At 44.9% G+C, this 25,909-nt stretch carries 24 protein-coding genes; 9 read left to right on the forward strand and 15 right to left on the reverse strand.

Annotated features, from left to right (window positions below):
- Window positions 1–8 precede the first annotated feature (8 nt).
- Complete coding sequence (locus SPIGRAPES_RS03410; RefSeq protein ID WP_014269379.1) at window positions 9–677, reverse strand: cytochrome c biogenesis CcdA family protein; 669 nt, start codon at window positions 675–677, stop codon at window positions 9–11.
- Between the two features lie 63 nt (window positions 678–740).
- Here SPIGRAPES_RS03410 and SPIGRAPES_RS03415 point away from each other — a divergent pair, with 63 nt between their 5' ends.
- From SPIGRAPES_RS03415 to SPIGRAPES_RS03445, 7 genes are all read left to right on the forward strand, one after another.
- Complete coding sequence (locus tag SPIGRAPES_RS03415) at window positions 741–1,529, forward strand: RsmB/NOP family class I SAM-dependent RNA methyltransferase (protein WP_014269380.1); 789 nt, start codon at window positions 741–743, stop codon at window positions 1,527–1,529.
- Window positions 1,526–2,638, forward strand: a complete 1,113-nt coding sequence (locus tag SPIGRAPES_RS03420) for a DUF362 domain-containing protein (protein ID WP_014269381.1) — start codon at window positions 1,526–1,528, stop codon at window positions 2,636–2,638. The genes SPIGRAPES_RS03415 and SPIGRAPES_RS03420 overlap by 4 nt, the downstream gene beginning before the upstream one ends.
- Window positions 2,639–2,671: 33 nt before the next feature.
- The gene (locus SPIGRAPES_RS03425; protein WP_014269382.1) at window positions 2,672–3,154 is read left to right on the forward strand and encodes a COG2426 family protein; all 483 of its coding nucleotides are present in this window, start codon (window positions 2,672–2,674) and stop codon (window positions 3,152–3,154) included.
- Window positions 3,155–3,160: 6 nt separating this feature from the next.
- Window positions 3,161–5,176 (forward strand): ATP-dependent helicase, encoded by a 2,016-nt coding sequence (locus tag SPIGRAPES_RS03430; RefSeq protein ID WP_014269383.1) that lies wholly within the window; start codon window positions 3,161–3,163, stop codon window positions 5,174–5,176.
- Between the two features lie 206 nt (window positions 5,177–5,382).
- Window positions 5,383–6,393 (forward strand): hypothetical protein, encoded by a 1,011-nt coding sequence (locus SPIGRAPES_RS03435; RefSeq protein WP_155816646.1) that lies wholly within the window; start codon window positions 5,383–5,385, stop codon window positions 6,391–6,393.
- 86 nt (window positions 6,394–6,479) lie between these two features.
- A complete protein-coding gene (locus SPIGRAPES_RS03440) occupies window positions 6,480–7,553 on the forward strand; it encodes a hypothetical protein (protein ID WP_014269385.1) in 1,074 nt (357 codons plus the stop codon).
- 168 nt (window positions 7,554–7,721) lie between these two features.
- Entirely contained in the window at window positions 7,722–8,813 is a 1,092-nt protein-coding gene (locus SPIGRAPES_RS03445; protein ID WP_155816647.1) for a hypothetical protein, read from the forward strand.
- 28 nt (window positions 8,814–8,841) lie between these two features.
- Here the strand turns inward: SPIGRAPES_RS03445 and SPIGRAPES_RS03450 are convergent, their stop codons facing one another.
- From SPIGRAPES_RS03450 to SPIGRAPES_RS16415, 6 genes are all read right to left on the reverse strand, one after another.
- Window positions 8,842–9,882 carry a PTS sugar transporter subunit IIC gene (locus SPIGRAPES_RS03450; RefSeq protein ID WP_014269387.1) on the reverse strand — a complete coding sequence of 347 codons (1,041 nt, stop codon included), beginning with the start codon at window positions 9,880–9,882 and terminating at the stop codon, window positions 8,842–8,844.
- Window positions 9,883–9,999: 117 nt separating this feature from the next.
- Window positions 10,000–11,619, reverse strand: a complete 1,620-nt coding sequence (locus SPIGRAPES_RS03455) for an alpha-amylase family glycosyl hydrolase (protein WP_014269389.1) — start codon at window positions 11,617–11,619, stop codon at window positions 10,000–10,002.
- Between the two features lie 355 nt (window positions 11,620–11,974).
- The gene (locus tag SPIGRAPES_RS03460; protein WP_014269390.1) at window positions 11,975–12,229 is read right to left on the reverse strand and encodes a hypothetical protein; all 255 of its coding nucleotides are present in this window, start codon (window positions 12,227–12,229) and stop codon (window positions 11,975–11,977) included.
- Window positions 12,230–12,232: 3 nt separating this feature from the next.
- The gene (locus SPIGRAPES_RS03465) at window positions 12,233–12,994 is read right to left on the reverse strand and encodes a ParA family protein (protein WP_014269391.1); all 762 of its coding nucleotides are present in this window, start codon (window positions 12,992–12,994) and stop codon (window positions 12,233–12,235) included.
- Window positions 12,995–13,854: 860 nt separating this feature from the next.
- Window positions 13,855–15,183, reverse strand: coding sequence for a GH1 family beta-glucosidase (locus SPIGRAPES_RS03470; RefSeq protein ID WP_014269392.1), 1,329 nt, complete (start codon window positions 15,181–15,183; stop codon window positions 13,855–13,857).
- A gap of 305 nt (window positions 15,184–15,488) precedes the next feature.
- Window positions 15,489–16,106: an HAD family hydrolase gene (locus tag SPIGRAPES_RS16415; RefSeq protein WP_172635062.1), complete on the reverse strand. Its 618-nt coding sequence runs from the start codon at window positions 16,104–16,106 to the stop codon at window positions 15,489–15,491.
- 100 nt (window positions 16,107–16,206) lie between these two features.
- Here SPIGRAPES_RS16415 and asnA point away from each other — a divergent pair, with 100 nt between their 5' ends.
- Both asnA and SPIGRAPES_RS03485 read left to right on the forward strand, forming a co-directional pair.
- On the forward strand, window positions 16,207–17,241 hold the full coding sequence (asnA, locus tag SPIGRAPES_RS03480; protein WP_014269394.1) for an aspartate--ammonia ligase: 1,035 nt from the start codon (window positions 16,207–16,209) through the stop codon (window positions 17,239–17,241).
- Window positions 17,242–17,252: 11 nt separating this feature from the next.
- Window positions 17,253–18,002 (forward strand): exodeoxyribonuclease III, encoded by a 750-nt coding sequence (locus SPIGRAPES_RS03485; protein ID WP_041384418.1) that lies wholly within the window; start codon window positions 17,253–17,255, stop codon window positions 18,000–18,002.
- Between the two features lie 99 nt (window positions 18,003–18,101).
- Here the strand turns inward: SPIGRAPES_RS03485 and typA are convergent, their stop codons facing one another.
- The 8 genes from typA to SPIGRAPES_RS03525 form a co-directional block, all read right to left on the reverse strand.
- Window positions 18,102–19,943 carry a translational GTPase TypA gene (typA, locus tag SPIGRAPES_RS03490; protein ID WP_245535462.1) on the reverse strand — a complete coding sequence of 614 codons (1,842 nt, stop codon included), beginning with the start codon at window positions 19,941–19,943 and terminating at the stop codon, window positions 18,102–18,104.
- A 40-nt stretch (window positions 19,944–19,983) separates the two neighbouring features.
- Entirely contained in the window at window positions 19,984–21,180 is a 1,197-nt protein-coding gene (locus SPIGRAPES_RS03495) for an MFS transporter (protein ID WP_014269397.1), read from the reverse strand.
- A gap of 153 nt (window positions 21,181–21,333) precedes the next feature.
- On the reverse strand, window positions 21,334–21,843 hold the full coding sequence (locus tag SPIGRAPES_RS03500; RefSeq protein ID WP_014269398.1) for a GNAT family N-acetyltransferase: 510 nt from the start codon (window positions 21,841–21,843) through the stop codon (window positions 21,334–21,336).
- 10 nt (window positions 21,844–21,853) lie between these two features.
- A complete protein-coding gene (locus SPIGRAPES_RS03505) occupies window positions 21,854–22,270 on the reverse strand; it encodes an arsenate reductase ArsC (protein ID WP_014269399.1) in 417 nt (138 codons plus the stop codon).
- A gap of 25 nt (window positions 22,271–22,295) precedes the next feature.
- Window positions 22,296–22,637 carry a thioredoxin family protein gene (locus SPIGRAPES_RS03510; protein ID WP_014269400.1) on the reverse strand — a complete coding sequence of 114 codons (342 nt, stop codon included), beginning with the start codon at window positions 22,635–22,637 and terminating at the stop codon, window positions 22,296–22,298.
- Window positions 22,638–22,687: 50 nt separating this feature from the next.
- On the reverse strand, window positions 22,688–23,695 hold the full coding sequence (locus tag SPIGRAPES_RS03515) for a permease (RefSeq protein WP_014269401.1): 1,008 nt from the start codon (window positions 23,693–23,695) through the stop codon (window positions 22,688–22,690).
- Window positions 23,686–23,985 (reverse strand): ArsR/SmtB family transcription factor, encoded by a 300-nt coding sequence (locus SPIGRAPES_RS03520; RefSeq protein WP_014269402.1) that lies wholly within the window; start codon window positions 23,983–23,985, stop codon window positions 23,686–23,688. The genes SPIGRAPES_RS03515 and SPIGRAPES_RS03520 overlap by 10 nt, the downstream gene beginning before the upstream one ends.
- Window positions 23,986–24,178: 193 nt before the next feature.
- A complete protein-coding gene (locus SPIGRAPES_RS03525; protein WP_014269403.1) occupies window positions 24,179–25,741 on the reverse strand; it encodes an ATP-binding cassette domain-containing protein in 1,563 nt (520 codons plus the stop codon).
- Between the last annotated feature and the right edge of the window lie 168 nt (window positions 25,742–25,909).

Below are 25,909 nucleotides of genomic sequence, written 5' to 3' on the forward strand. Positions count from 1 at the left end.
TATTACTCCTATAAAAAAAGGGCGGCAGGGTTGAAACCCAAGACGAGTACTATTCCAAAAGCTAGTAAAAGCAGGCCGCTTACCAGGGAAATCACTTTCGAATGCTTCTTAATTGCCTGGAATACACCTTCAAGCTGCTCAAGAAGCAATGCTGCAAACAAAAACGGAACCCCAAGGCCAAGAGCATAGCAAAGCAGGGTTGCCATTCCTTTCCACAGAAGCGATGCATTGGCAGCCATCATCAAGGCAGAGCCAAGAAGCGGGCCTACACAGGGAGTCCAACCTACCGCAAAGACTATCCCAAAGAGAATCGACTTGCCCACCGTCATGTTTTTCATGCTCTTGAGCTGGAATTTATGGGTATCGTTGAAAGCAGGAATAAAAAACACCCCGAGGTTATTCAAGGCAAAGAGTATTACCAGAACCCCTCCGATTCTATTCAAGAGGGAGAGATGTTCGCTTAAAAATTGCCCGACAGCTGTGGAAGCCGCCCCGAGGGCTACGAACAACAGGGTAAAACCGGCCACAAAGGCCAGACTATTGCGAATCAAGACCCCCTTATGCTCTCCATCGGATACACCTCCTGCCAGATAGGAGAAATACAGGGGGAGAATTGGGAGAATGCAAGGGCTGATAAAACTGATGATTCCTTCCAAAAATGCTGTTAGGTATGCCATTGCTGAAGCATAGCATTTCAGTAAGTAGTTCACAAGGGCAATGAAATCAAGTACAGTGTTCCCATGGGAAAAAAACAAAAGGATAAGGGGGGTGATATCCTCTTTGAGTCCTATTACCGGCAAATATTTGAAGATCGTTGGCCTGCTTTGAAAGAAGCCCTCTTGGTTGACAGAAAACCGATAGCATACAAGGATGGCCTGGAAGCGGAATACTATCTTGATGAGGCCTCGGTAATTGCGGCTAAACTCCTTGATGTCCAGAGCAAGGATTCAGTGTTGGATATGTGTGCGGCTCCCGGGGGAAAGACCCTTGTCCTGGCATCCCTGCTCAAGGGCACAGGGTCCCTTACGGCAAACGACCGTTCCTCAGCCAGACGCTCGAGGCTTCGCAATGTTATCGATTCCCATGTCCCAGAGGTTTGGAAAGCTTCTATTTCCGTTACCGGCCACGATGCGTCCAAATGGGGTCTCTACGAGCAGGAAATGTATGACAGAATCCTCCTTGACGCTCCCTGCTCGAGTGAAAGGCATGTGCTTTGCGACCCTGCTGCGTTGAAGCAGTGGACCCCTTCCAGGCCGAAGCACCTAGCCATCCAGCAGTTTGCCATGCTGGCCGCTGCCCTTGAGGCGGTTAAAATCGGGGGATACATCCTCTACAGTACCTGTGCCCTCATCCCTTTGGAAGACGAACTGGTCATCGAAAAGCTCTTTTCAAAACGGGAAGGCCGGTTCGAGCTGGTTCCCATCGAAGCACCGTTCAGTGAAAAACGGACCTACGGGTCCATTATCCTTCCCGATACCTCCGGGGGCAAAGGGCCCCTCTATTTTTGTCTGATAAGGAGAATTGCATGAGTACTGTTTCCATTGTCAAATGTGATAGCTATGACCAGGATATTCTTGATGAGAAGGTAAAGGAAGCCTGTATTTCTGCATCCATGCCTAACGCATCAGGAAAAACGGTTCTCCTTAAACCCAATATTCTCTCCGATGCCAAGCAAGACAAATGCATCACCACGAACCCTGCAGTTGTAAGGGCAATGATCCATCTTCTCAAAGAACAAGGGGCAAAGGAAATCCTCGTTGGCGATTCCCCGGGTTTGCAGGGTCCTTCATTTTCTGCTAAAAACTGCGGGATAGCACAGCTTTGCAAAGACGAGCAGGTCAGATGGGTGGACTTCACCAAAAACCCCCAGACTCATATCATTCCCTTTACCCACGGAAGAAAGCTGCAACTGGCCTCAGTGCTGGAAACTGTCGATCTGGTTATCAGCCTTCCGAAATTCAAGACGCACCAGCTTATGTATACCACCGGGGCCACCAAGAACCTGTTCGGTCTGGTACCAGGCCTTTATAAAAGTCCCTGCCATGTACTCTACCCCACCCGGGAATCGTTTGCCTCGCTTATCGTGGGGATTCTCGCCACAGTCAAACCGGCATTTGCCCTCATGGATGGGATAATGGGAATGGAGGGGGCCGGGCCTGCCAACGGTATTCAGCGAAAGGTAGGGTATCTGTTGGCTTCAAAAGACCTCATCGCACTCGACTACAGCCAGGCCCAGATTATGGGCTATGACCCCATGACCATTCCCATCGTAAAGGAAGGGATAAAACGGGACTTGGGGAATTGCCCCCCTACCTATCCGCTTCTAGATGCCTCTGATCTGGTAATCAAGGATTTTTTAAGACTGGAACAACAAGAGAAGACCAAGTTCTTCGGTTCTTTGGTAGCCCCTTTCCTTCCGCGGAAATTCAAGAAGCAACAGGCTGTGCGGGACCGTCAGGCCCCTACGTTCCTACCCGATCCTTGTATTCAGTGCAAACGATGTGTAGAGATCTGCCCGGTAGAGGCTCTTTCGCTTGTTGATAAGCATATTGAGATAGACACTTCTTTGTGTGTACGTTGCTATTGCTGCCATGAAATCTGCCCTGCCAATGCAATTTCCATCGAACATGCCAAATAAACCGGAACCACAAAGGGATAAGGGAAAAATATAATGGATGCAAAGCACCTGCTCATCAGTATCTTGCTCTCGATTCTGCCTATCAGCGAATTGAGGGGAGGTATACCCTATGCCTTTTTCAATGGATTCAATCTGGCATATCTCGCTCCCCTGTGCATTTTTTTCAATGCGCTTGTTGCACCGATCTGCTATACCTTCCTTGCAACGTTCCATAAGATTTTCTATGCCCATTGGCCATGGTATATATCTTTCTTCGACCATTTCATTGCCAAGGCCCAGCACAAGATAGCCCCCAAGGTGGAGAAATACGGCTATTGGGGAATTATGCTGTTCGTTGCCATTCCCCTCCCGGTTACGGGGGCTTGGACAGGGACCCTCGGATCATGGATTCTAGGACTTGACAAGCGAAAGACCATGATGGCAGTATTCGGCGGTGTCATCGTGTCGGGTCTTATCGTAACTTCACTGGTTGCCCTGGGAGTTGGGCTGGACTCGGTTTTTATAAAGAAAATCTGAGGTAATATGCATTTCAATCTAGAAAAGGAACTCAATAAAGAGCAGTGCAAAGCTGCTTCGACCCTCTCTGGGCCGCTTTTAGTCATCGCGGGGGCAGGCAGTGGAAAAACACGCATGCTCACGTTTCGTATTGCCCATATGCTGGAAAGCGGAATAGACGAAAGCAATATCCTTGCCTTGACCTTTACAAACAAGGCTGCCAAGGAAATGGGGGAAAGAATCAAATCCTTGACTGGCCTTCCCCTTAAAAAAATGACTACCACTACGTTCCATTCCTTTGGCATGGGCATTCTCAAACAATATATTCAACACCTTGGGTTCAAGAACAATTTTACCGTCTATGATAGCAACGACCGGATGGCTTTGCTCAAGGAAGTCATTATCAACCTGGATTATGTCCCCGATACCTTCGATCTCTATGAGCTTTCCAACCTATTTTCCGATTTGAAGACAAAACGATCTGTTTTTGCTGCCGGGGCCTCTGATAAGATCAGGAACCTCTACAGCGAGTATGAGAAACACCTGAAAGCCTACAATGCCGTTGACTTCGACGACCTGATCATGAAGCCTTTGGATCTTTTCGAAAAAAAGCCTGAGGTCCTTGCGGCCCTGAGAAACAGGTATACCCATATCCTGGTGGATGAATTTCAGGATACTTCCCTTTCCCAATACCGTATTGTAGAGCTTTTAGCCCAGGAAAGCCGAAATCTCTGTGTGGTCGGCGACGATGACCAGAGCATCTATAGCTGGAGAGGGGCAAACTACGAGAACCTTGTGATGTTCGAGCGTGACTTCCCCGAAAGGCTGGAAATCAAACTGGAGCGGAACTACCGCTCCACCGGGACTATCCTTGAGGCTGCCAACAAGCTCATCGTACACAATCAACAACGAAAAGAGAAGAAACTCTGGACTGACAGCGGTAAGGGAAGTTCCATCAGTCTCATCCACCCCGCAAACGAGGACGATGAGTCCGCGGTCATTGCCGAACAGATTCTGATGGCCCATCGTAAGGAGAACCGCCCGTTCTCTGATTTCGGGGTACTTGTCCGTACCAATTCCCTTGTCCCTACGCTTGAGACACGTTTTATGGAAAAGGAAATCCCCACCCAGGTATCGGGTGGACAAAGTTTTTTCGACCGAAAGGAAATCCGTGATATTGTCAGCTATCTTAAAGTCCTGGCAAACCAAGATGATGACATCAATCTACTCAGGGTCATCAACACCCCAAGAAGAGGCATAGGCCGGGTAACGCTCGAAAAGATGCGCAAGGTAGCCGACGACCACAAGTGTTCGCTTTACTCTGCCCTCTCTTTGATGGCAATAGCTACAGATGGCCAGATCAAGGAAGGGATGCAGAAGACAATTAAGCGGTTTGTCACCATGATCGATGATTACCAGCAGCAGCTTTTTGAGGCGAAATCAAATAAGAATATGATTCTCAGAAGTCTGATCCACGAAATCGGTTACAAGGATTTCCTCGCTGAGGAACACCCGGACAATGAGAATATCGTCAATTTCAAAATGAAGGGAATCGGAATCCTCTGTGATATGTTTGCACGGTGGGAACGCAATCCTGACAACTATAATTCTTCAATATTCGATTACATAAACAGGATAAGCATCGCAGGTAAGGAAGACAGCGAAGGTGACAGGAAGGGAAAGGTTGCCCTGATGACTATGCATGCTTCCAAGGGGTTGGAATTCGATACGGTATTCCTTGCCGGTATCGAAGACCAATATGTTCCCCATGCCAGGGCGATTGAAGACAATCCGGCAAACATCGATGAGGAGCGAAGACTCTTCTATGTGGCCATCACCCGCGCCAGGAGGGTGCTGGTAATATCATCGTGTGAACGCAGGAAGCGTGGCCATGATGAGATTTTGAGTGTCCCCTCGCGCTTCCTTGAGGAAATACCGAAGGAACTTTTCGATGAGGAAGATCCAAGCAGGGAGCTCTCTGCAAATGAGGTAACGGACAAACTCCGGTTGTTCAGGGAGAAACTGGAGGCAAGGAAAAAATGATGTTGTCATCCAGGCATACTCAGTAGTGCCCTATACAGATTGACTTGCATGTTTAGGTTTTCACCAAAGAAACTATAATCTTGCCTAAAGTACATTTTTTTCTTTTACTTGTTTTCTAAGAATGGTATAAAAAAGGACAAGAGAGGGACAACATGCAAAAAAACCATACATCTAATTATTTTTCCAAGAGATTTATTGTTATATGTATGGTATCTCTTGTCACTATCCCTGTGTTTGCCCAGTTGGTCTATTCGACGGAATCTTCGATTGACATTAGCTATGGTTATGGTTATTACAGCTATTATAGTGGTTATGGCTCTCTCGGTTCATTGGTGGGGACTCTTAGCTACGATGGTAATGGCACAGAACCCAGTTCCCTCAATTTTTCAGGCTCTGCTCTAAACAACAACGGGGTAACATTTACCTTTCTCAAGAACGATGGTACTACCTACACACGTACGATCGATGCAGTATGCTATGTTACCTATACCAGAGACTTTGGGTCGCAACAAATTATTATGGCTTCCAGTTCGAGAACCTACAACTTGACAAGAATTAACTGGAATTACCCGGTAAAATTCTATCTTTTTTTCAACAATTCGGATTTAGAGAGAATATTCTACAATGCTCCTGGTAAGCTAGTATATGTTTCGACAAACACCTTTTTCAATCCACAGGAATACTATTCTCCTATTGAGACTATATCGAACCTTGGAACCACGACGCAACCGATTCCCTTGCTTGGAGGCGGTCTGCTGGGAGCAGGAGGCATAAATTCTCTACCAGCGACAGATCTTTACTACGATTTCTCAAGCACTGCTATTCCCGAATATTCCATCAGTTTCACCGCCAATGATGTTTCGATCAATGATCTTACCGATGCAATCGACAATCCGATCCATATTACGGACTTGAAACTGGAAATCCTCAATTATGATGACGTATATATGGGACAAACGAATATCCAGGTCAAGTTCTTCCAGAGTGGGCATGCATCTTTTGAGTTTATCAACAATGCAGGGAAGACCATACCGTTTACGTTATTGGCAAACGGAATCACCATTATTCCTAATATAAAATTCTTTCCCTGGGTAAAGCCCCTTATCGAGAATAACCTTGCAGCGATAGGTTTCTCTGTCACTCAAGCAGACTATGACCAGGCGGAAATGGGAGACTACAACGCTACCATTACCGTCGAACTGATTACCGGCGTATAATCCAGTACCTTTAAAATACATATTTTCTTTACTTATAACTATATAAAAACCTTGCACTCTCAGCTATTTATATCTATTCTAAGAATATGAAGAGACTTCCTGTTTTTTTCTTTATTCTTCTCATTATCTCATTTTCTTCTGCTTTCCTGGGGGCAGATATTACTGCGACCTATGAACCCGATCCTCATTTGGTTTTCACGACGGGAAACAGTCCATTCGATTCCTCTGATTTCATTGCACATCTGGGAACTTTAACGTTTCAATCGTCTGAGAATACATTTTTCTCCCCTTATCTGATTGACTTGAATATGAATAACCATTTTACAGTTATCGGCCCTACAACTTGGAATCCAGATAAGGAAGACCAGGATACCAGTGGGTGTATTGTTGCAGTCATTCAATATAACGGGATAAAGCAAATCACAAACATCTGGGGAAACGGCGGAAGGGATTACCAACCTTTACTGGAAACCAATGGAAACCTAAAGACGTCGAGGATTGTTTCAGATTTCTATTTGCTCAGTGATCAGCCTGCTTCAGTTTTCATACAAGGATCAAGCTACAGGCTCATTTCAGGCTCCTTGGGAACCTTTAATGCAGGAGCTACTACGAATAATGGCCAAAATATTACGAAATCCCTGTTTTACATCAAAATCAACTCACAGACGCTCCCCTCAAACGGAAGCGCACCCTATCCTGCCATACCGATAAATACCAACATCGCTGCACCCATTCCCTATCCGGGCAAGCCCGATCCAGTGGGCTACTTGTTTAGCATCATCAGCGAAGAATATTTCGACGTGGAAAATGCAATCGGTTTAAATCCCACCAAAGTCGGCACTGCTCGGTTGGTACTTTGCAATCCCTGCGCGAGTACCTCCTATGGGGTGGATGTCAAATTCACAGACAGTAACAACGGCACAGACTTCAGCCTTGGCCTGGATGGCAGTAAATCTGTCTATACCATTGGATATTCACTCAGATTCCAATCATCCGATGTTAAAGTAACAAACCCCATACCCTGGGATAATCTTCATGAAGGTATCAATGACCAGAATATCTATGTTACGGGAATCGATGCAACTAAGGCAGAACTGGCCCCTTCAGGAGACTATTCTGATACCATTACCGTTACGATAACCCCTAAGGATACGCATTGAATCCAATGCCTGGCATATACACTTCTTCTGGACAATAAATCGACTGACTGTACAAAAATAAGAGTATCGTTAATCCGGTTGCAGGTACGTATGCTGCCCTATCCATTCTTTCAAATCCTCCCTCCCCTCAATCTTGCGCTTTGCACAGAATATACTTATTATTGGTCTATGAGAAAAAAAAATCCTTTTTCCTTCATACTTTTACTCCTGTCAGTAACAATAGTTCCCCTAGGGGCAAGCATAACCGCGACCTATATACCTGATACCAATCTCTATTTCACCATCGGATCGTCCCCTTTCGCCCCCTCCGATTTTATTGCACACCTGGGAACACTGACATTTTACATTCCCGACAACCAGTTGTTCGCACCTTCACTTGTCGATATGACAGCTACGAATAATTTCAGTTTTACCGGTCCGGTGACTGAGTACAACGACTGGCAGACAGGACTTCCTGTCTACACAACCCAGACAAAGACAGGTAGAATCTGTGCGGTAACCACAGTCAAAGGGAAGACCACGTACAAGGAAATCTGGGGACAAGCGGGAACCCAACCGCTCACCGATACGAGTGGCAATATAAACACCTCAGTCTTCGTTGCAGAAATTTATCTGGTCGGTTATCAGACGGCAAGCCATTTCAAGCCAGGAGCCATATACTCCATTACGGGAGGAACCTTTGGGTCTTTCAATGTGGCAGTGGCGCAAAACAGCAATGGTATCTATAATAGCAAGGAATACATCTCAGTAAACGGGCAGGCAATCCCCTCAAACGGATCGCAACCGGCACCTCTGCAGCTAATCTCCAATGATGCGGTCCCCTTGCCCTACGTCGATCCAGACCATCCCTATTCCACAGTGGATTACTTATTCGGTATCATTGAGGAAGCAACATTCAACGTTGACAATGCAATCGGGACAAAGGCCACACTGGCAGCCAAAGCCCAGCTAACGCTTTCCAATTCTGATCCGGAAAAATCCTATGGGGTTGCTATCAAATTCGAAGACGGAAACCATGACGAAACATTCAGCCTTGGCCTCGATGGAAGCAAATCCATCTATACTATTGGGTATACACTCAGATTCCTTTCACAGAATGTCCTGGGAGGAGTTCCCATATCTTGGAATGGACTGAAGGAAGGAATAAACGAGCAAAATATCCTGATTACCGGCATCAATGCCACCGAGGCAGCACTGGCACCTTCAGGCGATTATTCCGATACCATTATCGTTTCGGTAACCCCCAAGGACACCTTGTAAGGTATCCGTTCCCCAGCTCACAGGCATACTAATTTACCAGTAATAAATCGTTTTGGCCTATCCAACCTTTTTTGCGCATGACATACCCAAAGGCAATGGTAAGGAGAGAGGGAAGGGTAAAATGCATGAGGGCTATCAAAGGCAGAGAGGAAGGCCCCATGACAGCGAGCGTATTCAACTGCCCGACCAACCCACTTGTACCCATACCTGCGCCTGCACTATTGTTCTGCATTTTAAAAACAAGGGTACTTACCGGCCCCAAAATTGCTGAGGAAAGGATCGGTGGAATCCAGATTTTCCAGTTCCTGCAGATATTGGGTATCTGCAGCATGCTTGTTCCCAAGCCCTGACTCATAAGCCCCCCTACCCTGTTCTCAGGAAAAGACATAACGGCAAAGCCCACCATCTGGCAACAGCAACCTACCGTTGCGGCACCTGCTGCCAAACCATTAATCCCGAGGCTTATGCAAATTGCCGCGCTGCTGATCGGAAGCGTCAAAACCATTCCCATTACCGTAGATACAAGGATGCCCATGGGCAAAGGATAGAGTTCTGTAAGGCTATTGATAAATGCACCGAGTGCAGTCATAAAAGCACTCATCGCAGGTGCGACAAAATGTCCGGCAAGGCCCCCTGCGATTATGGTAGAGATTGGGATCAAAAGAATGTCAATCTTGGTTTTTCCTGCAATTTTCTTTGCAATCTCTGCCCCGGCCAAAGAAGCAAGCATGGCTCCAACCGGTTCGCCAAACGCGAGTCTGACAATACCAAGGTTATCAGAAAGCACAAAAGTCCCTGCACCGATAGCTCCGGTTACTGCACTGCAGAGGATTCCCAGCGGGGGGGCCCCAACAGAGACAGCAACCCCTACCCCGATGGCAGGACCTGTCAGATACTGGGCAATCTGTCCAAATTGCTCGAGAAGTACCAGATGTGAATAATGTCCGATCTGTTTGATAATGAGACCAACGATCAAGGAAGCAAACAAGCCTTGGGCCATGCCATTGAGTACACGGATACTGTATGCACCCACCTGTTTGCCACGTGTTGAAGGAATAACTTCAGCCATAGTAGCTCCTGAGAAATGATTTGGGTGGATGACATGGCAGGTGCAGGGTCCATCGCCCGGCACAAGGCCTCCGTTAGCAGTCAATATACCAAGCCGAAAAAAGTATGTACAGCCCTTTTATGCTTGCACGGGAATTTTTCCTTCACAGAGAAACAGGGTTCCCTGGTAGGGTTTGAGAGAAAATTTTCCATCCCCTGAAGACAGAGAAGAGGTTGCAATTTGCGTTGAAAAGAGACTGGAATATTGGATAGTAGCATCCGGTTCTTCGAGCAATGTGACAGATTGGTTTTTCGAGGAAAAATTCAAAAGCACCAAGCGTTTTTCTTTTCCAAGCGTTCTCGTATAGGCAAGGATCTTTTGGTTGTCAGTCTTGCAAAACGTACAGAGCCCCTCTTGCAGAACATTATCTTGGGCGCGCAATCTGATCAGGTCTTTGTAAAACGCAAGCATGGAAAAGGGTTCGTTTTTCTGTTCCTCCACAGATAGCCCTTCACACTGACGGGCAAATGGCATCCAAGGCTTTCCGGTGGTAAACCCATGCTTCTCGCTCGCATCCCAGAGCATAGGGCCTCTCTCGCCATCACGGCCGACTTTGACCGGCCAGTACCTGAGCCCTACGGGATCATTCATTTCCTTGTGGCTTACTACAGAATTTAAAAGCCCTAATTCTTCGCCATAATAAAGAAAAACAGTCCCTCTCTGGGTAAGAAGAAAAAAGGTTGCAAGCTTTGCCTTCGCCGTATTGTTCCCATAGCGGGTGATCGACCGTTTGACATCATGGTTATTCAGAACCCAGGTAGGCCATCTTTGACGGCCGACTGCTTCATACCACCGCTGCGCAGCAGTCTGCCATTTCCTGGCATCAAAAGGAAGCTCGATGAGAGAAAAGTCGAAGGTAAGATTCAGCTCGTCTTTATTTTTCCCGAGATAGCTTGCTGCCATCTCTGGTTCGCCTGGCCGCTCAACCATGATTTCCCCGACAAGCATACGTTCGTCGTACGTATCGATACATTTTCTGAATTTGCGGAGTTTTTGATGACTTTCTGGCCTATTTCTGTCGAATATATGCCGTTGCATGTCATAGGGACGTAACCGAGACCCGACCATTGGCGGATTACTGCGGAAAGAATCATCTTTTATGATGCAATTGATAACATCGAGGCGGAATCCATCGACCCCTTCTTCCAACCAGAACCCTACCTCATCGAAGATTGCGAGCACTGTTTCCTCATTTCTCCAATTCAAATCAGGCTGTTCACGCAAAAAAGAATGAAAATAATACTGCCCTCGCACCGAATCGAAGGACCACCCTTTCCCTCCAAAGGCAGAATACCAATTGTTGGGGATGGTATCACTCCAGATATAGTAATCTTTCTTTTTGGAATCCTTGGAAGCCCTGCTTTCCTGAAACCAGGCATGCTGGTCAGAAGTGTGGTTCAATACCATATCGAAAAGCACTTTCAATCCCATTCTATGAGCTGTGGCAATTAATTCGCGAACATCTGCCAGTGTGCCGAAAATGGGGTCTATGCCCCGGTAATCAGAAATATCGTAGCCGAAATCTGCCATGGGAGAAGTAAAAATTGGGCTCAGCCATATTGCACCGACGCCCAGGTCCTGTATGTATTGAAGCCGGTTGATAATCCCACGGATGTCCCCAATACCATCGCCATTGCTATCTTGGAAGCTTCTCGGATAAATCTGATAAATGACAGTCTCTTCCCACCATGGATTCATCCGCTCACCCTCCAAAGCAAAGCATTTTACAAAACAACAGGACTATCAATAGCCAGGGGGTCTCTGATTTTTTCTTGAAATAGAAAGCATTCCCCTGGTACAACGCCAATGCATTATAGTTTTTACTATATGTTTTTAAAATCGTTTCTATTTGTTCTTATATACATTTAATATTTTTTTTATATCGTTCCCATTTTCTTCAATATGTTTCTTGATCTTTATTCCTCTCTGTTTTTATTAGTTTCTCATCATTTTTCATTGGATTATAGGTAGAAATAGTATAGCTAGGGTTAATCATCCAGAAAAGTATCGATAAAACATTCGAATAGAAATGACACGAAGAAATAGCGGAAACTTAATCCTCTGTATGTTTTTTAGAAAATTCCTTGAGCGAAAACCTGATTCCGGCGGCCCATCCCAACCCCATACTAGAAAAGAGTTCTTCAAGTTCACGCTTAAATGAGGGTTCGATTGAAAAGGTTGTAAGAATTTTCTTTTCCTTTTTCGGGGCAGAGGAAATTTCCTTTGAAAACAATTGCTTTGCTTTTTGCCCACTGAGGCTTTCATTCAATACTTCTGTCTCTGATTCCGAATTTCTCTTTAATGCCATACTTTATCTCCAAATTGCTAAATCCAATGCGGTAAATGATTCAATGGTGCTTGCTTTCAAACCTTTTCCATATTTTTTAAAAACCTGAGGGGCCATACCAGCTTCTTGGGCTTTGCGAAACAATGGGTCCACAGGAATCTTGAAAACTGAGAAAACTCCGGTACAGGCGGCAGAATATATATCTCGGTGTTGCTTTATCCTATTGTCAAAGGAATTAATAACAATCTTAGTATGTTTCACGTTGGAACGCAAATTCTTTTTTATCTTATCGAGTTCATCTATGAATATTTCCAACCCGTCCAAACTAAATACTTCCGGTGTCATCGGTGTTATTACTTCATCGCTGGCAATAAGCGCAGCGCGTTCAAGACGTCCCAACCCAGGTGACATATCCAAAATGATCCTATCATAGGCTCCGGACAATTCCGCGATTAAATCCTGAATGACAAAAGGTTCTTCTGCAAGCTTTGTCTCAGAGTAGTTTTTCAAATTACCGCCAATACCAAAGGTCGGCAATAAAAAAAGGTTTGGAATCTGCGGTATCTCTACAACAGCATCATTCCAAAAACATTTACCTTGTATTACATCAACGAGTTCGTATTTTGTAGCATTTTTCAGAAACCAGGAAGAAGCATTTCCCTGTGGATCGACATCTACTAACAATGTCTTAAAACCAGCCAAAGCTGATTGGCATGCAAGAGTTCCAGAGATAGTAGTCTTACCAACACCTCCTTTCTGAAGGTGAAATGCAACAGTTTTTATCATCCCTTATAACCTTAATGCATAGTATATACCCTGTCATTCCATAGTACAAGTATTATTGTGAAGTTTATCTAAACCACATTATTTACATATTATTTTTATATTGTTTCTATATTTATATTACTTAATATTTCGTTTTTTATATGTTTTCTTACATTTCCTATAGCGTTATAACATTATTATAATCTATTACTATATCTTTTCCATTTTTTTTCGATATAACTTTTTATTCATAAACTAGGACAAATTTTTTATAATCCTATCATCATTAAAAAATTTTTATCTACCTTAAAACGTCCTTTGAACTAACTTGATTCTCTTTAGCACGTATTTTATTTCTTTGCTGCTACTACGTATTGAATCGTTTTTAATGACTTACTTGGAAATATTTTGAGGAAAAACGATTGTTACGGCTGAACCTGCTTTTCCCTGTTTGGCTACCCCCACCCCAACAGTCTGGAGAACCTGGCAGTAAAGTAATAAATAGTATATTTTTATATATTTTACCTATCAGTATGATATTTTATCAATTTATTTTAATATTATTTTTTATTTATTTTATATTTTATCTTATGTTTACTATATAATTTTTATGTTTTTTTTATATTGTTATTATTGTTTTTTATAGCTTTGTTATAGGCTTTCAAATACTTTTGATAGCGTATCTTTTTATTTCTTACGCTTTACATATAACTTTACTAATTTTTTATATATAAGAGATTTTTTTCTTGTTTATTTTAATATAACTTTAATATCTGTGTCATACTTTTTCTTATATCTTTCAAAGCAATAGGTTATAGGAAATAGAAATAGACAAGGCTATTCGGCAATGAAAATGGGAATAGCCTTATTTGACATACACGTTAGAATTCGCAATATCCTGCGATAACATCCCTCATCAAGTAGGCGCTATCCTTGGGAATTCGTTGTTGGCTCGCATAATCGTCATAGACAATACCGAATCTTTTCGAATAGCCCCAGGCCCATTCGAAATTATCTATAAAAGACCATACAAAATAACCCTTGAGATTCACGCTTTCATCGATTGCCTGTTTGCATATCGCCAAATGTTTGTTGAGATATTGGCACCTGAACAGATCATGGACTCTTCCATTTTCAACCACATCATCCGAGGCACAGCCATTTTCAGTAATATACAACGCCATTCCGTTTGACACAGTATCGAAATAATGCAGGATCCTAAGCAACCCATAGGGGGTAACCGGCCATTCCATGTTCGTCACAGGCTGCCAAACCGGCTCGTTTTTATACTTCCTATCTGCAGTGTCATCATAGGACACCGCGCTTTCCTGGTAATAGTTTATCCCAAAAAAATCAATTTCTTGAGCGATGCAATCCATATCACCGTCAACAACAGGATAGGAAATACCCAGGTCTTTTGTTACCAGAGACGGGTATCCCTTGCCCAGTAAGGGTAGAAGAAACACATCAGTCTCAAAAGCCCTTGCATATTCACTTGCTTTTCGATCTTCGTCCCGTCTTGTAGCGGGTCTGGGAAGAATGGGATTCAAAGTGATACCGATTGGTTGCGACAGTCCTATTTTACGATATTCCGCAACAGCCAACCCATGGGCAAGATTCAGATGGTGAACTGCCTTGTTTGCCTGACCCAGGTCCTTGATGCCAGGCGCGTGAATTCCCTGCAGGTACCCAAGATAGGCGCTGCAATACGGTTCATTGAGCGTTATCCATTGGTCGACATATTCTCCGAGATAGGTGAAACAAGTCTTGGCATAGGCAGCAAACGCATAGGAGGTATCCCTATTTGCCCAACCGCCCTTGTCTTGCAGGCTCTGGGGCAAATCCCAGTGATAAAGGGTCGCCACGACCTTGATATTATTTAGTTTGAGTTCCTTACTAAGTTCGATATAGTACTGCAGGCCTGGAATATTGACTTCGCCTACTCCATCGGGGATAACCCGCGGCCAGGATATCGAAAACCTGTAGGCCTGAAATCCCAGTTTGGACATAAGTTTGACATCTTGTTTATACAGATGGTATTGGTCAGCTGCTACAGCCCCATCATCCCCGTTCAGTACGGCGCCCTCCTGTTTGGAGAAGGTATCCCAGATACTGGGCTTCCGGCCGTCCTCTTTGATTGCCCCTTCCACCTGATAACTTGCAGTAGCGCAACCCCAGAGAAAATCATCACAAAACGCAACCTGTTGCATAGTACTATCCTATTTATTTTATTTATCTACCGGGCAAGAAGAAAATCCAGTTCAGAAGGACCGCTTACAAACATTTTCAACCAAGAAGACGAGGCCTGGCTTGTATTCAATACCCTCCCGCCCCATGCAAGTTGACCATGTTTGCCAAGGAATCTCAAAATACCTGGTAAGATAGCAAATAGTAACACACTCCATTCCAGGCAAACAAGGTTATGATTTTTTTTTAACAAAGATAGCAAATCCTACCCCTGCTATAGTATTTTTTAATTTATCCAATACTTTTTCTTACGATTTCAACATTCTTTTTATAGTATTCCTATATCGTTTAAATGCTGTCGCAAGGCCACACTACCTGTAAAGACAAACGTCTCAACACCAAGGGCCTTTGCACTCGCGCAATTAAGAGGGCAGTCATCGGTAAAAAAAGCTTCTGAAGCAGGAACCTGTTCGGAAGAAAGTATTTTTTCAAAGAACTCTTTGTCAGGTTTTGCCTCATGGAGATCAACTGAGGAATAGACCTTATTAAAAACAGAATAGTCACCCCGGTTCTTATGAAACGCATAGTGCGCTGGTTCTGTATTGGTCGCACACACTACCCGTAATCCTTTCTCTTTCAATTCACGTATCAGCAAAAGCATTGCTGTATCCAGCTGGGGATGAAAAAACTTGCCCCATAGGCTTTCCTGGTAAAAAGGTACCTCTATCTTGGTAATATCGGTAAATTCCTTCCATAGCTCCTGTTCGGTACTATTCCCCTTACTGTGCTTCAGCATGACTGCCTCAAGTCTGGCGTCAATATCGAACAGGCGGTCATATCCTGTAATGCCCAGCTCTGAAAGTATTTCTTTTTCGATCAAGGAATCGGAATGCCTTGCAACGACTCCACCCATATCAAATAAACATATAGATATTTTTGTTTTCATAGAAATTGAGCATATCATAGGTATCTGATTGAAAACTAGTACTTTTATTAGTCGAAAAAATACGGTATCCTTAAAAAAACCCAAGGAGAAGATACACAATATGCCTTCATTCTTTCCCAAAGATTACCATCCTGCGATGGACAAGAAACAAACAGAAAAAGCAATCAAGTATGTCAAAGATACCTTTGAACGAGAACTGTCCGGGGAGTTGAAACTCAGCAGAGTCACTAGCCCACTCTTTGTGCCCAAAGGGTCAGGAATCAATGATGACCTGAACGGTATCGAACGGCCAGTCCGTTTCGAAATCGGGAACCTGGGAAACAAGGAAATGGAGATTGTCCAGTCGCTAGCCAAATGGAAACGTATGGCGCTTGCAGACCTCGACTTCCAAGCCGGTACTGGACTCTATACCGACATGAATGCTATCAGGCCTGATGATGATATCGATGCAATCCACTCGCTGTATGTAGACCAGTGGGACTGGGAACTGGTTATGGGTGAAAACTGCAGAAACCTTGATTTCCTCAAACAGACCGTAATGAAAATCTATTCGGCCATACGAAGAAGCGAATTTTTGGTCGGTGAAATGTTTGCGTCCTGTACACCGACACTTCCTGAGAACATCACGTTCATCCATGCAGAAGATGCCCAGAAAAGATATCCTGACCTTACACCACCCCAAAGGGAAAAGGTCCTAGCCAAGGAATATGGCGCAATTTTCCTTATCGGGATCGGTAGTCCGTTGGCAGATGGAGTCAGCCAAGGCGGACGCGCACCTGACTATGATGACTGGTCCACTGCAACAGATAAAGGACATGTAGGGCTGAACGGCGATATAATCGTATGGGATACTGTCAGGGAAGATTCCCTTGAACTTTCTTCCATGGGCATCCGCGTAGACAGGGAAACACTCCTTAGGCAGCTTGATATCAGATCCTGTCCTGAGCGCGCCGACCTGTACTGGCACAAAAGGCTTCTCAACGGGGAACTGCCCCAGACCATTGGTGGTGGTATCGGACAGAGTCGTCTCTGCATGTTCCTCCTCCACAAAGCACATATCGGGGAAGTACAGGCTTCAGTATGGCCCGAGGAAGTACTTTTGGAAGCAAAGAAAGAATCGATCTACCTAATGTAGGGGAACTGCCTGTGAAACTGATTAGCTGGAATGTGAATGGACTGAGGGCATGCCAGAAAAAAGGCTTTGAAGAATACCTTTCCCGTGCAGATGCCGATATTTTCTGCCTGCAGGAGACAAAACTTCAGGAAGACCAGATAGCTCTGGACAAACTTTCGTACCATACCTTTTGGAGCTTCGCGGAGAAAAAGGGTTACTCTGGTACTGCCTTGTTTTCAAAAATCCAACCCATTTCGGTTTCTCGGGAAATCGGGCACCCGCTTGACTCGGAAGGGCGTACGGTCACAGCAGAATTCGAAGATTATTTTGTTATCTGCTGCTATACGCCCAACAGTCAGGAAAAACTTGCACGCATTGAGCTTCGAATGGACTGGGACGCGGCATTCAGGAAGTATGTCTCTGATCTGGACAAAAAAAAGCCTGTGCTTATCTGTGGGGACCTTAACGTGGCCCATAATCCCATCGATTTGAAAAACCCAAAGCAAAACGAACAGAACGCAGGGTATTCAATCCAGGAAAGGCAGGGTTTCTCGACCCTGCTTGCATCTGGCTTTACCGACTCCTTCCGCTATCTATACCCGGATAAAACCGATGCCTATTCGTGGTGGTCCTATCGGTTCCATGCCCGGGAAAAAAATATCGGGTGGCGTATCGATTACTGGCTGGCAAGCAAACGATTCGAACAACACATCAAAGACAGCATCATAGAAGACCAAGTGCTTGGCAGCGACCATGCCCCGGTGGTTCTCGTACTGGAATAACTATTCCTTATCAACAGACTGACAACAAAAGCAACCCTAGGGTTGCTTTTGTTATCGGGAACTTCTCCTTACCAAGTCAGTAAAGGATTGTCTTGTTTTCTATTTGAGCAGGTAGGTAGGAATCTCCCCTCTGCTTTCAAAAATCTTCCTTTGCTGTCCATCAAGAATTTTCTTACACATTCTCACAGACTTAGGTGTTACCTCTACCAATTCATCATCCTTGATAAACTGGATAGCCTGTTCAAGCGAAAGCTTGGAAATAGGAGTGAGGGTAACTGCCTCGTCATGTCCTGACGAACGGAGGTTTGTCAGCTTCTTGGTCCTTGTAGGGTTCAAACAAAGATCTATCTCCCTGTTACGTTCGCCCACAATCTGACCTTCATAGACAGGATCGCCAGGAACCAAAAACAATTTACCTCGGTCCTCAAGCTGCCAAAGCGCAAATGCGACAGCCTCACCTGCACGGTCACAGATCAAGGAGCCACTGAAACGATCAGGGAAATCACCTTTATACGGTTCATAGCCTTTCAGGTAGCTGTTCATGATACCCAGACCCCTGGTGTCCGTAAGGAACTCATCATGGTAACCGATCAGACCGCGGGCAGGGATCTCGAACTTCATCTTGACCCTTCCGGTTCCTGTATAGGTTATATCACTCATCATTGCCTTACGCTTGGCAAGTTTGTCCATAACCGATCCACTCGATTCCTCTGGGCAGTCTACCATGAGATATTCTACGGGTTCAGTTTTTCTGCCCTGTTCGTCGGTATGATAAATCGTCCGGGGACGCCCGACACACAGCTCAAAACCTTCACGACGCATCTGTTCAACGATAATGGCCATCTGGAATTCACCACGACCTTTTACAGTAAACGTATCATCGGAGTTTTTCTCTACCCTGATGGAAACATTGCGAAGCGTTTCTTTCTGCAGTCTCTCCCAGATTTTAGCAGCAGCAACGATTTTACCTTCTTTTCCGGAAAGTGGGCTGATATTCTTGCTGAACAACATGGCTACCGTTGGTTCGTCTACGAAAATACGGGGAAGTGCCTTCGGATTGGCAGAAGTACAGATGGTGTCACCGATGGATACATTGTCAACACCGGCGAGAACGATGATATCACCGCTTTCTACGTCGACTGCATCATGGAAAGTCGGGCCATCGTACGATTGGAGTTTGGTTACCCTGAGCGGACGGCGGACATCGCCATCCTCGACACAGACCAACGAGTCATACATATTCGCCCTACCATTGATAATTCTCCCGATTGCCAGACGACCGAGGAAGTCGCTGTAGGACAGGTCGCTTACCAACATCTGGAAAGGTTCTGCATCGTCGAACTGGGGAGCAGGGATGAAATCCAGGATACAATCCATCAATTCATGGAGATTGTCATCCAGTTTATCAGGCCTTTTACCACACATGCCAGTCTTCCCTATTGCATAGAATACAGGGACTTCAAGCATCGTTTCATCATTGCTCAGTTCAAGCAACAGGTCATACACTTCATCCAGGACTTCCTCACTGCGGGCATCCTGACGGTCGACTTTATTAATTACGATAATCGGTGCCAGATGGAGTTTCAACGCTTTTTCCAAAACAAACCGTGTCTGGGGAAGCGGTCCTTCTGCGGCATCGACAAGTAAGACGACACCATCGACCATGGACAGGCCACGTTCAACCTCTCCACCGAAATCGGCATGTCCCGGGGTATCTATGATATTTATCTTTACACCATGCCATGTAATCGCACAGTTCTTTGCACTGATCGTGATTCCCCGTTCTCGTTCAAGGGCTCCGCTATCCATTATGCGGTCCTGTGTATCACGGGAGACAAGTCCACTCTGCTTGAACAAGGCATCTACGAGAGTAGTCTTACCATGGTCAACGTGTGCAATGATTGCGATGTTCCTAATATGTTCGTTCTTTTTTATCATCATCTTTCCTTATGGGTTACTGTATCATATATGGGAAAAGTACTTAAGCCGCCTGTACTACCTTGTCAGCCCTTCTTGATTGTACAAATTTCAATACAATCAGGGTCAACATGCAGCACAGTGAAATACTTATGGTGGCCAAGCCACCTGCAATGCCAGATCTATGGGCAACAAGGCCTACGATGATCGGCATTGCTATGGCCCCGAGCGTTGCAACTGCAATGCAAGTACCCGTAGCCAAGGTAGAACTATTGAATCTCCTGTCCATGGTAGACAACGTAGTGGGATACGTTCCACTCATTGCCAGACCAAAACCGAAGATACACAGATAGATCAGTACAACCGAATGAACACTGATCATCAAAATAAAGAAAATCACCTGGAAGGTTCCAAGGATTACCAATAGCAAATTCCTATCAACTCTCGTTGCAAGAGAAGCACAGAGCAGACGACCTGCAAGGATGCATAGCCAGAGAGCAGAGGAAGTCATCTGGGCCATGGCTGTATTCAATATTCCCGTATCGTTGAAATAGGTAACCAGCCAACCGATCACCGAGGCTTCTGAGCAAAGGTAAAAGAACAGGATGAAGGTATTCAACCAGTAGGAACCGCTTTTTGCAAAGCCAGCACCACAGTCGTTCTTCTTCTCCACTGGCTTCCCCGACAATGAGGAAAAACCTATTGCAAACAGGGCAACAATCTCAAAAGCAACCAGTATCCAGGCACTTAAGCGCCAGTGAACCCCGAACACAGTTGTACTCAGGATTGCCAGAAATGGGGCAACAAAGGCCCCCACGGCAAAAAAGGCATGTAGCAGATTCAAGGCAGAAGTCTTGTTTTCCGAAACCTCGCTAATCACCACATTGGTAATGTTGCTCAGCGAACCACGGCCAATTCCCGTAAAGGCAAAGGCTAGGAGCAACAGAACAGGGTTTGCTGTCAGGGTTGCCAGCATAAAACCGATCGCAATACCCATCGAGAGGACGAGTGTGCTTTTCTTTCGGCCTATCAGGGAGGGAAGAAACCCAGCAATCAGCAATGCACAGAAATTCCCAACCTGGTGTGCGGAGATGACAGCTCCGCTCAGTACATACCCCATTGCGTATTCGGTTTTCATAAATGGAAGCAATGCCCCGATAAGGGTACTCATCATCCCACTGGTAAAAAAGGCAAAATACATGGTATTCATCAGCGGGACATTTTCTTCTTTGACCCGTACTATGTTCGCTATCGATGGCATGGAAAAACTCCCCGATGGTATAACCAAAGAAAGACCGACCTGATATACCAGGCCGGTACTCCTATGTAATACCGTTATTTGCCAAGAATGTCCACTAGCTAGAGGCAAGTGCAAGAATTACCGTATCACAGCACCTGTATTTTGTCCTGAAACCTATACAGTAGCATCTGTTTCGTTTCTTCTCTTTTCCATCAGGAAGGTATCTTTCCAATTCCCATTTCGGTCACGGGCAATTTTCTCACGGCGGCCCACAAGACGAAAACCGCAACGGTCATGCAAGGCAATACTGGCTTTGTTCTCTGAGAGGATACTGGACTGTAAAGTCCAGATACCCTGCTTTTCCGATTCCTCGACCAGCAAGTGCAAAAGGGCCTTCCCCACTCCCCTGTTTCGCTCTTTTTCATCAATATAGACACTCACCTCAGCAACACCACGATATACATATCGAGAGGATATCGGGGACAGCACAGCCCAACCCACCACCGTTTGCTTTGATTCCGCTACAAACCGGCAGAAGGGAAGATGGGCTTTGTCAAACTCATCAAATGTCGGGCATACAGTCTGGAAGGTTGCCAGGTTGGTATCTATGCCTTGTTGGTAGATTCTTGAAACGGCAGCCCAGTCTTCTTTCACCATAGTACGATAGAGTATTTTCGATTCCATTGAAACATCCCTAGAGAATGATTCCGCCTTGCTCAATCCGTTGGGCAAGGGCAAGAATATTCTTTTCAATAGTAGCTATAATCTTCTGAAACTCAGCATCACTCTTACCACTGGGATCGTCTAAACCCCAGTCTTCACGGAAATGCGAGGGAAGCGTAGGACATTGCACGTTGCAGCCCATGGTAATGACAACATCAACTGCAGGTATGTCAGAGATAAGCTTTGAATGTTGGGTCTCTTCCATATCTATACCATACAGTTCCTTTATCAACCGAACGGCATCCTTGTTTATCCGTGGCTTCGTTTCAGTCCCCGCCGAATAACTGGCAAACACATCAGAAGCAAAATGCTTTCCCAATGCCTCTGCAATTTGGCTACGGCATGAATTGTGCACGCAAATAAATGCGACTTTCGGTTTTTGGACCATAGATTGCCTCCCCGTGAAATCCTTATTATTGCCTAGCTTTTTTGAGAAGCTCGACTACTTCACCCTTTGTCAGGACTTTTCCCATAGAAAGAACCTTTCCATCGACTACCAAAGCAGGGGTAGTCATCACTCCGAAAGAGGCAATCTTTGTAAAGTCCGTAACATGTTCGATGGTAGTATCCATTCCAAGTTCTTGCAACCCTTCCTTCACACTCTGTTCCAAGGAATTGCACTTTGCACAGCCTGAGCCCAAAACTTTGATTGCAGATTCAACTTCAACGGTTTCGTTTTTTTTGTCACTGTTACAAGAGCCTCCACAGCTGCAGGCCTCTTCCTTTTTCTTTTTTCCAAATCCAAAAATTCCCATAACATTTTCCTCCAAAAAACCAATAGAATTAATTTGGCACTAGGCCAAAATCAAACAAACAGATACCCGAAGGCATTGAAAGCATACCCGATAATAATAATTCCGACCGTAACAATACTTGCAAAGACAACCAGCAACCTAGGTTTCACCGCTTTTCGCAACATAACCATAGAAGGCAGGGACAAGGCAGTCACCCCCATCATAAAGGAGAGTATAGTCCCTACACCTACCCCCTTGGCAAACAAAGCCTCTGCTATGGGAATGGTTCCGAAGATATCCGCATACATTGGCACACCGACGAAGGTGGCGATCAACACCGAGAACGGGTTGTTCTCCCCGAGTACAGTGAGAATGACATTCGTCGGGATCCAGTTGTGGATTAATGCCCCGATACCTACCCCTACTATCACATACCAGAAAACTTTACTGACTGTAGATTTTACTTGGGTCTGCGCATAAGATACCCGTTCTCCTCTGGTCATTTTCACTTCTTCCTGCATTTCCACAGGCTTTATGTTTTTCACAAAGTCCTCTACATAACGCTCCATTCCAAGTTTTTCAATCAGGGTACCACCGATTACGGCCAGAACCAGACCGACTACTACATAGACAAGGGCAATCTTGACCCCGAAAATACTGGTCAATAATACCAAAGACCCCAAGTCTACCAGCGGAGAGGAAATCAAGAACGAGAAAGTCACGCCAACTGGCAGCCCAGCGCTGGAAAAACCGATAAACAGAGGAATCGAGGAACAGGAACAAAATGGTGTAATGGTACCTAGCAATGCAGCAAGGCTATTGGCTCCCAAGCCATGGAACCTTCCGAGAATTCTCTTTGTCCTTTCAGGAGGGAAATAACTCTGGATATAGGATATGATGAAGATCAAAACTGACAGAAGGATAAAAATCTTGATTACGTCATAGAAGAAAAACTGCAGGCTTCCCCCGAGTCTTTTGGAAAGATCCATACCGATCGCTTGCAACAAATTCCCAATCAATACATTGAGCCATTTCATGGACAGAATCTGGTTCTGTATGAACGACGTGATTACAGACATATGCCTTCTCCCTTATCTTCTACGTTGGCAATACTTCCAACAAATTGAACAAATGTATGAAACATTTCATGGTCAAGTGAATAATGTGACCACTTACCCGCTTTCCGCACGGAAACCAAACCACATGCAGTAAGGATCCTCATATGGTGGGATAACGTTGGTTGAGTGATCGAAAACTGCTCCAAAAGATTACAGGCGCACTCCTCGCCGGCAGAGAGCAATTTGACTATTGCCACCCGGTGAGGATCACCCAAGGCTTTGCAGATCGAGACAAAAGAATCGGTATTCATAAGAACAACCTCATATAGAGAGATGTCGATATAATGCCATTATATATAGATAAACGTCAATATGTTTTGGTAAAAAATTCCATTTTCCACCGATTTCTTTAAAAAAGAAGCATTCCCGGCCATTTCACAATCAAGACATGATGAAGAATAAATGCACTTTTTATTTTTTTTATCTCTCTTTATTTCATTTCTTTCATTCAATTCTATCCTGGCAAAACAGGGGATTATCAAGAATTTTCAAGACTGACTGGACTTGATCCACTTTTTCAAGATTCCATTCCGTACTGCAACTCTGATGCAAGAAGGCAACATCATGACTGACGCATATATAGGCTCCCTGATATCCTTTCAAGGCTTGTTCCAGGGCAAGTCTTGAAGGTAAATCAAGATGATTGGTCGGTTCATCCATTACCAGGAGGTTTGTCTCACTTTCCATAGCCAGTGCAAGCATGAGTTTTTTCATTTCCCCTGGACTGGAAATCCCTGAAGAAAGAAAGAGCCTGGAATCGCTGCCCAACTGAACTATTCGAGAAATCACCCTTCCCTTGGCAGTCTCATCCAGTTGAAGCATCCTTTCCATTGTTGCCTTGGATTCTTCCATCGAAATCTCTTGAGGAAGATAGGCAACCTGGACAGGAGTTTCCCCAAGAAGATTGATCATGTATTTCAGCAAAGTTGTCTTGCCTAATCCATTGTCCCCTGTAATACCTATGTGATCACTCGATTGTATTTCCAAGGGAGGAAAGCTCAAATACCGCAGAGGACCAAGAGAAAGGAAAGAGGCGGCACAACGGAACACCGTTACAGAATGATAACACGAACCTGATAGAGTAATTCCGGCTACCGGAGAATTCAAATCCAGAAGCCGTGCTTGATGCAACGCATCATATTGCTTGACATCACGCGATTGTGAACGCTCATATCGTTTTTCGAGTTGTTTCTTGAGTCTGCCAGCTTTTCCATCTGATCCTGAAATTCGAACTCCATCAATCTTGGCCTTTCTATCATGATCTTTAGGATCCAAGTTCCTTTTGGAACATAGCGAATCCTGTCGAGAAGCTTTTCTGCTTCGTTGTATGAGTTCACTTCTGAGCTTTCTAAGTTTGTCAGAACTGTCTTGGTAATTCTTGCTTGCTGCAGAATATTGCATATTCGACTGCTTGATAGCCTCTTCATAAGAACAATCGAAGGATTGTATATAAGGCGCATGCACTAAAACGGTTCGTCTTGCGAGCGCTTGCAAAAACGATCTGTCATGGCTGACCAATATCCCAATACCCTTATATTCCGATAAAGAATGAAGAATAAATGTCATGGCCTGTCTATCTAGATGGTTTGTCGGTTCATCGATGGCAAGCATTTCGCTTTCCTGCCATAGCGAATACGCAATCTGGGCGCGTTTCCGCTCGCCCTGGCTCAAAGCTTCCCAACGATACAACCAATCCCTTTCCAAAGCCAGTTTTCCAATAAGTCGACAGGCTGTACGGTCATATGAGGCAATGAATTCCTCGAATCCTGCAGGAATGACTTCTGTCTGTTGGGGAACATACAGGCAACGCCCTGAATGGAGTATGGTTCCTGAATCGGGGATCAGTACCCCTGAGGCAAGTTTCAACAAGGTAGTCTTGCCTCCTCCATTCGGACCGACACAAGCAGTCCAGCCAGGACCAAAGGTAAGATTTACTCCTTCAAACAAGGAAATTGACTGTTCTGGATATTGAAAAGAGACTGAATCGAATTCCATTGATTGCACCATATGGCACCTCCCTGCAGGGATAGCATCAAATCTGGGCAACCATAAGGATAGGAACATATAAAGCTATGATAATATTGGAGCCTAATTCCCGATAACCTGAAGACCTGATGACATATCCGGTATGATACTAGTATTCCGAATAAATTCTCTTGGGTTCTGGTCATCAAT

The sequence above is a fragment of the Sphaerochaeta pleomorpha str. Grapes genome (assembly GCF_000236685.1).
Taxonomy (GTDB): Bacteria; Spirochaetota; Spirochaetia; order Sphaerochaetales; family Sphaerochaetaceae; genus Sphaerochaeta; species Sphaerochaeta pleomorpha.

What these genes read in the sequence shown, in the direction of transcription:
- typA (WP_245535462.1), bottom strand. Translation starts at nt 19,943, where the DNA reads ATGATGATAAAAAAGAACGAACATATTAGGAACATCGCAATCATTGCA.
- SPIGRAPES_RS03440 (WP_014269385.1), top strand. Translation starts at nt 6,480, where the DNA reads ATGAAGAGACTTCCTGTTTTTTTCTTTATTCTTCTCATTATCTCATTT.
- SPIGRAPES_RS03510 (WP_014269400.1), bottom strand. Translation starts at nt 22,637, where the DNA reads ATGGGAATTTTTGGATTTGGAAAAAAGAAAAAGGAAGAGGCCTGCAGC.
- SPIGRAPES_RS03435 (WP_155816646.1), top strand. Translation starts at nt 5,383, where the DNA reads ATGGTATCTCTTGTCACTATCCCTGTGTTTGCCCAGTTGGTCTATTCG.
- SPIGRAPES_RS16415 (WP_172635062.1), bottom strand. Translation starts at nt 16,106, where the DNA reads ATGAAAACAAAAATATCTATATGTTTATTTGATATGGGTGGAGTCGTT.
- SPIGRAPES_RS03450 (WP_014269387.1), bottom strand. Translation starts at nt 9,882, where the DNA reads ATGGCTGAAGTTATTCCTTCAACACGTGGCAAACAGGTGGGTGCATAC.
- SPIGRAPES_RS03410 (WP_014269379.1), bottom strand. Translation starts at nt 677, where the DNA reads ATGGCATACCTAACAGCATTTTTGGAAGGAATCATCAGTTTTATCAGC.
- SPIGRAPES_RS03430 (WP_014269383.1), top strand. Translation starts at nt 3,161, where the DNA reads ATGCATTTCAATCTAGAAAAGGAACTCAATAAAGAGCAGTGCAAAGCT.
- SPIGRAPES_RS03500 (WP_014269398.1), bottom strand. Translation starts at nt 21,843, where the DNA reads ATGGAATCGAAAATACTCTATCGTACTATGGTGAAAGAAGACTGGGCT.
- SPIGRAPES_RS03470 (WP_014269392.1), bottom strand. Translation starts at nt 15,183, where the DNA reads ATGCAACAGGTTGCGTTTTGTGATGATTTTCTCTGGGGTTGCGCTACT.
- SPIGRAPES_RS03445 (WP_155816647.1), top strand. Translation starts at nt 7,722, where the DNA reads ATGAGAAAAAAAAATCCTTTTTCCTTCATACTTTTACTCCTGTCAGTA.
- asnA (WP_014269394.1), top strand. Translation starts at nt 16,207, where the DNA reads ATGCCTTCATTCTTTCCCAAAGATTACCATCCTGCGATGGACAAGAAA.
- SPIGRAPES_RS03415 (WP_014269380.1), top strand. Translation starts at nt 741, where the DNA reads ATGGGAAAAAAACAAAAGGATAAGGGGGGTGATATCCTCTTTGAGTCC.
- SPIGRAPES_RS03465 (WP_014269391.1), bottom strand. Translation starts at nt 12,994, where the DNA reads ATGATAAAAACTGTTGCATTTCACCTTCAGAAAGGAGGTGTTGGTAAG.
- SPIGRAPES_RS03425 (WP_014269382.1), top strand. Translation starts at nt 2,672, where the DNA reads ATGGATGCAAAGCACCTGCTCATCAGTATCTTGCTCTCGATTCTGCCT.
- SPIGRAPES_RS03515 (WP_014269401.1), bottom strand. Translation starts at nt 23,695, where the DNA reads ATGTCTGTAATCACGTCGTTCATACAGAACCAGATTCTGTCCATGAAA.
- SPIGRAPES_RS03495 (WP_014269397.1), bottom strand. Translation starts at nt 21,180, where the DNA reads ATGCCATCGATAGCGAACATAGTACGGGTCAAAGAAGAAAATGTCCCG.
- SPIGRAPES_RS03455 (WP_014269389.1), bottom strand. Translation starts at nt 11,619, where the DNA reads ATGAATCCATGGTGGGAAGAGACTGTCATTTATCAGATTTATCCGAGA.
- SPIGRAPES_RS03505 (WP_014269399.1), bottom strand. Translation starts at nt 22,270, where the DNA reads ATGGTCCAAAAACCGAAAGTCGCATTTATTTGCGTGCACAATTCATGC.
- SPIGRAPES_RS03525 (WP_014269403.1), bottom strand. Translation starts at nt 25,741, where the DNA reads ATGGTGCAATCAATGGAATTCGATTCAGTCTCTTTTCAATATCCAGAA.
- SPIGRAPES_RS03420 (WP_014269381.1), top strand. Translation starts at nt 1,526, where the DNA reads ATGAGTACTGTTTCCATTGTCAAATGTGATAGCTATGACCAGGATATT.
- SPIGRAPES_RS03520 (WP_014269402.1), bottom strand. Translation starts at nt 23,985, where the DNA reads ATGAATACCGATTCTTTTGTCTCGATCTGCAAAGCCTTGGGTGATCCT.
- SPIGRAPES_RS03460 (WP_014269390.1), bottom strand. Translation starts at nt 12,229, where the DNA reads ATGGCATTAAAGAGAAATTCGGAATCAGAGACAGAAGTATTGAATGAA.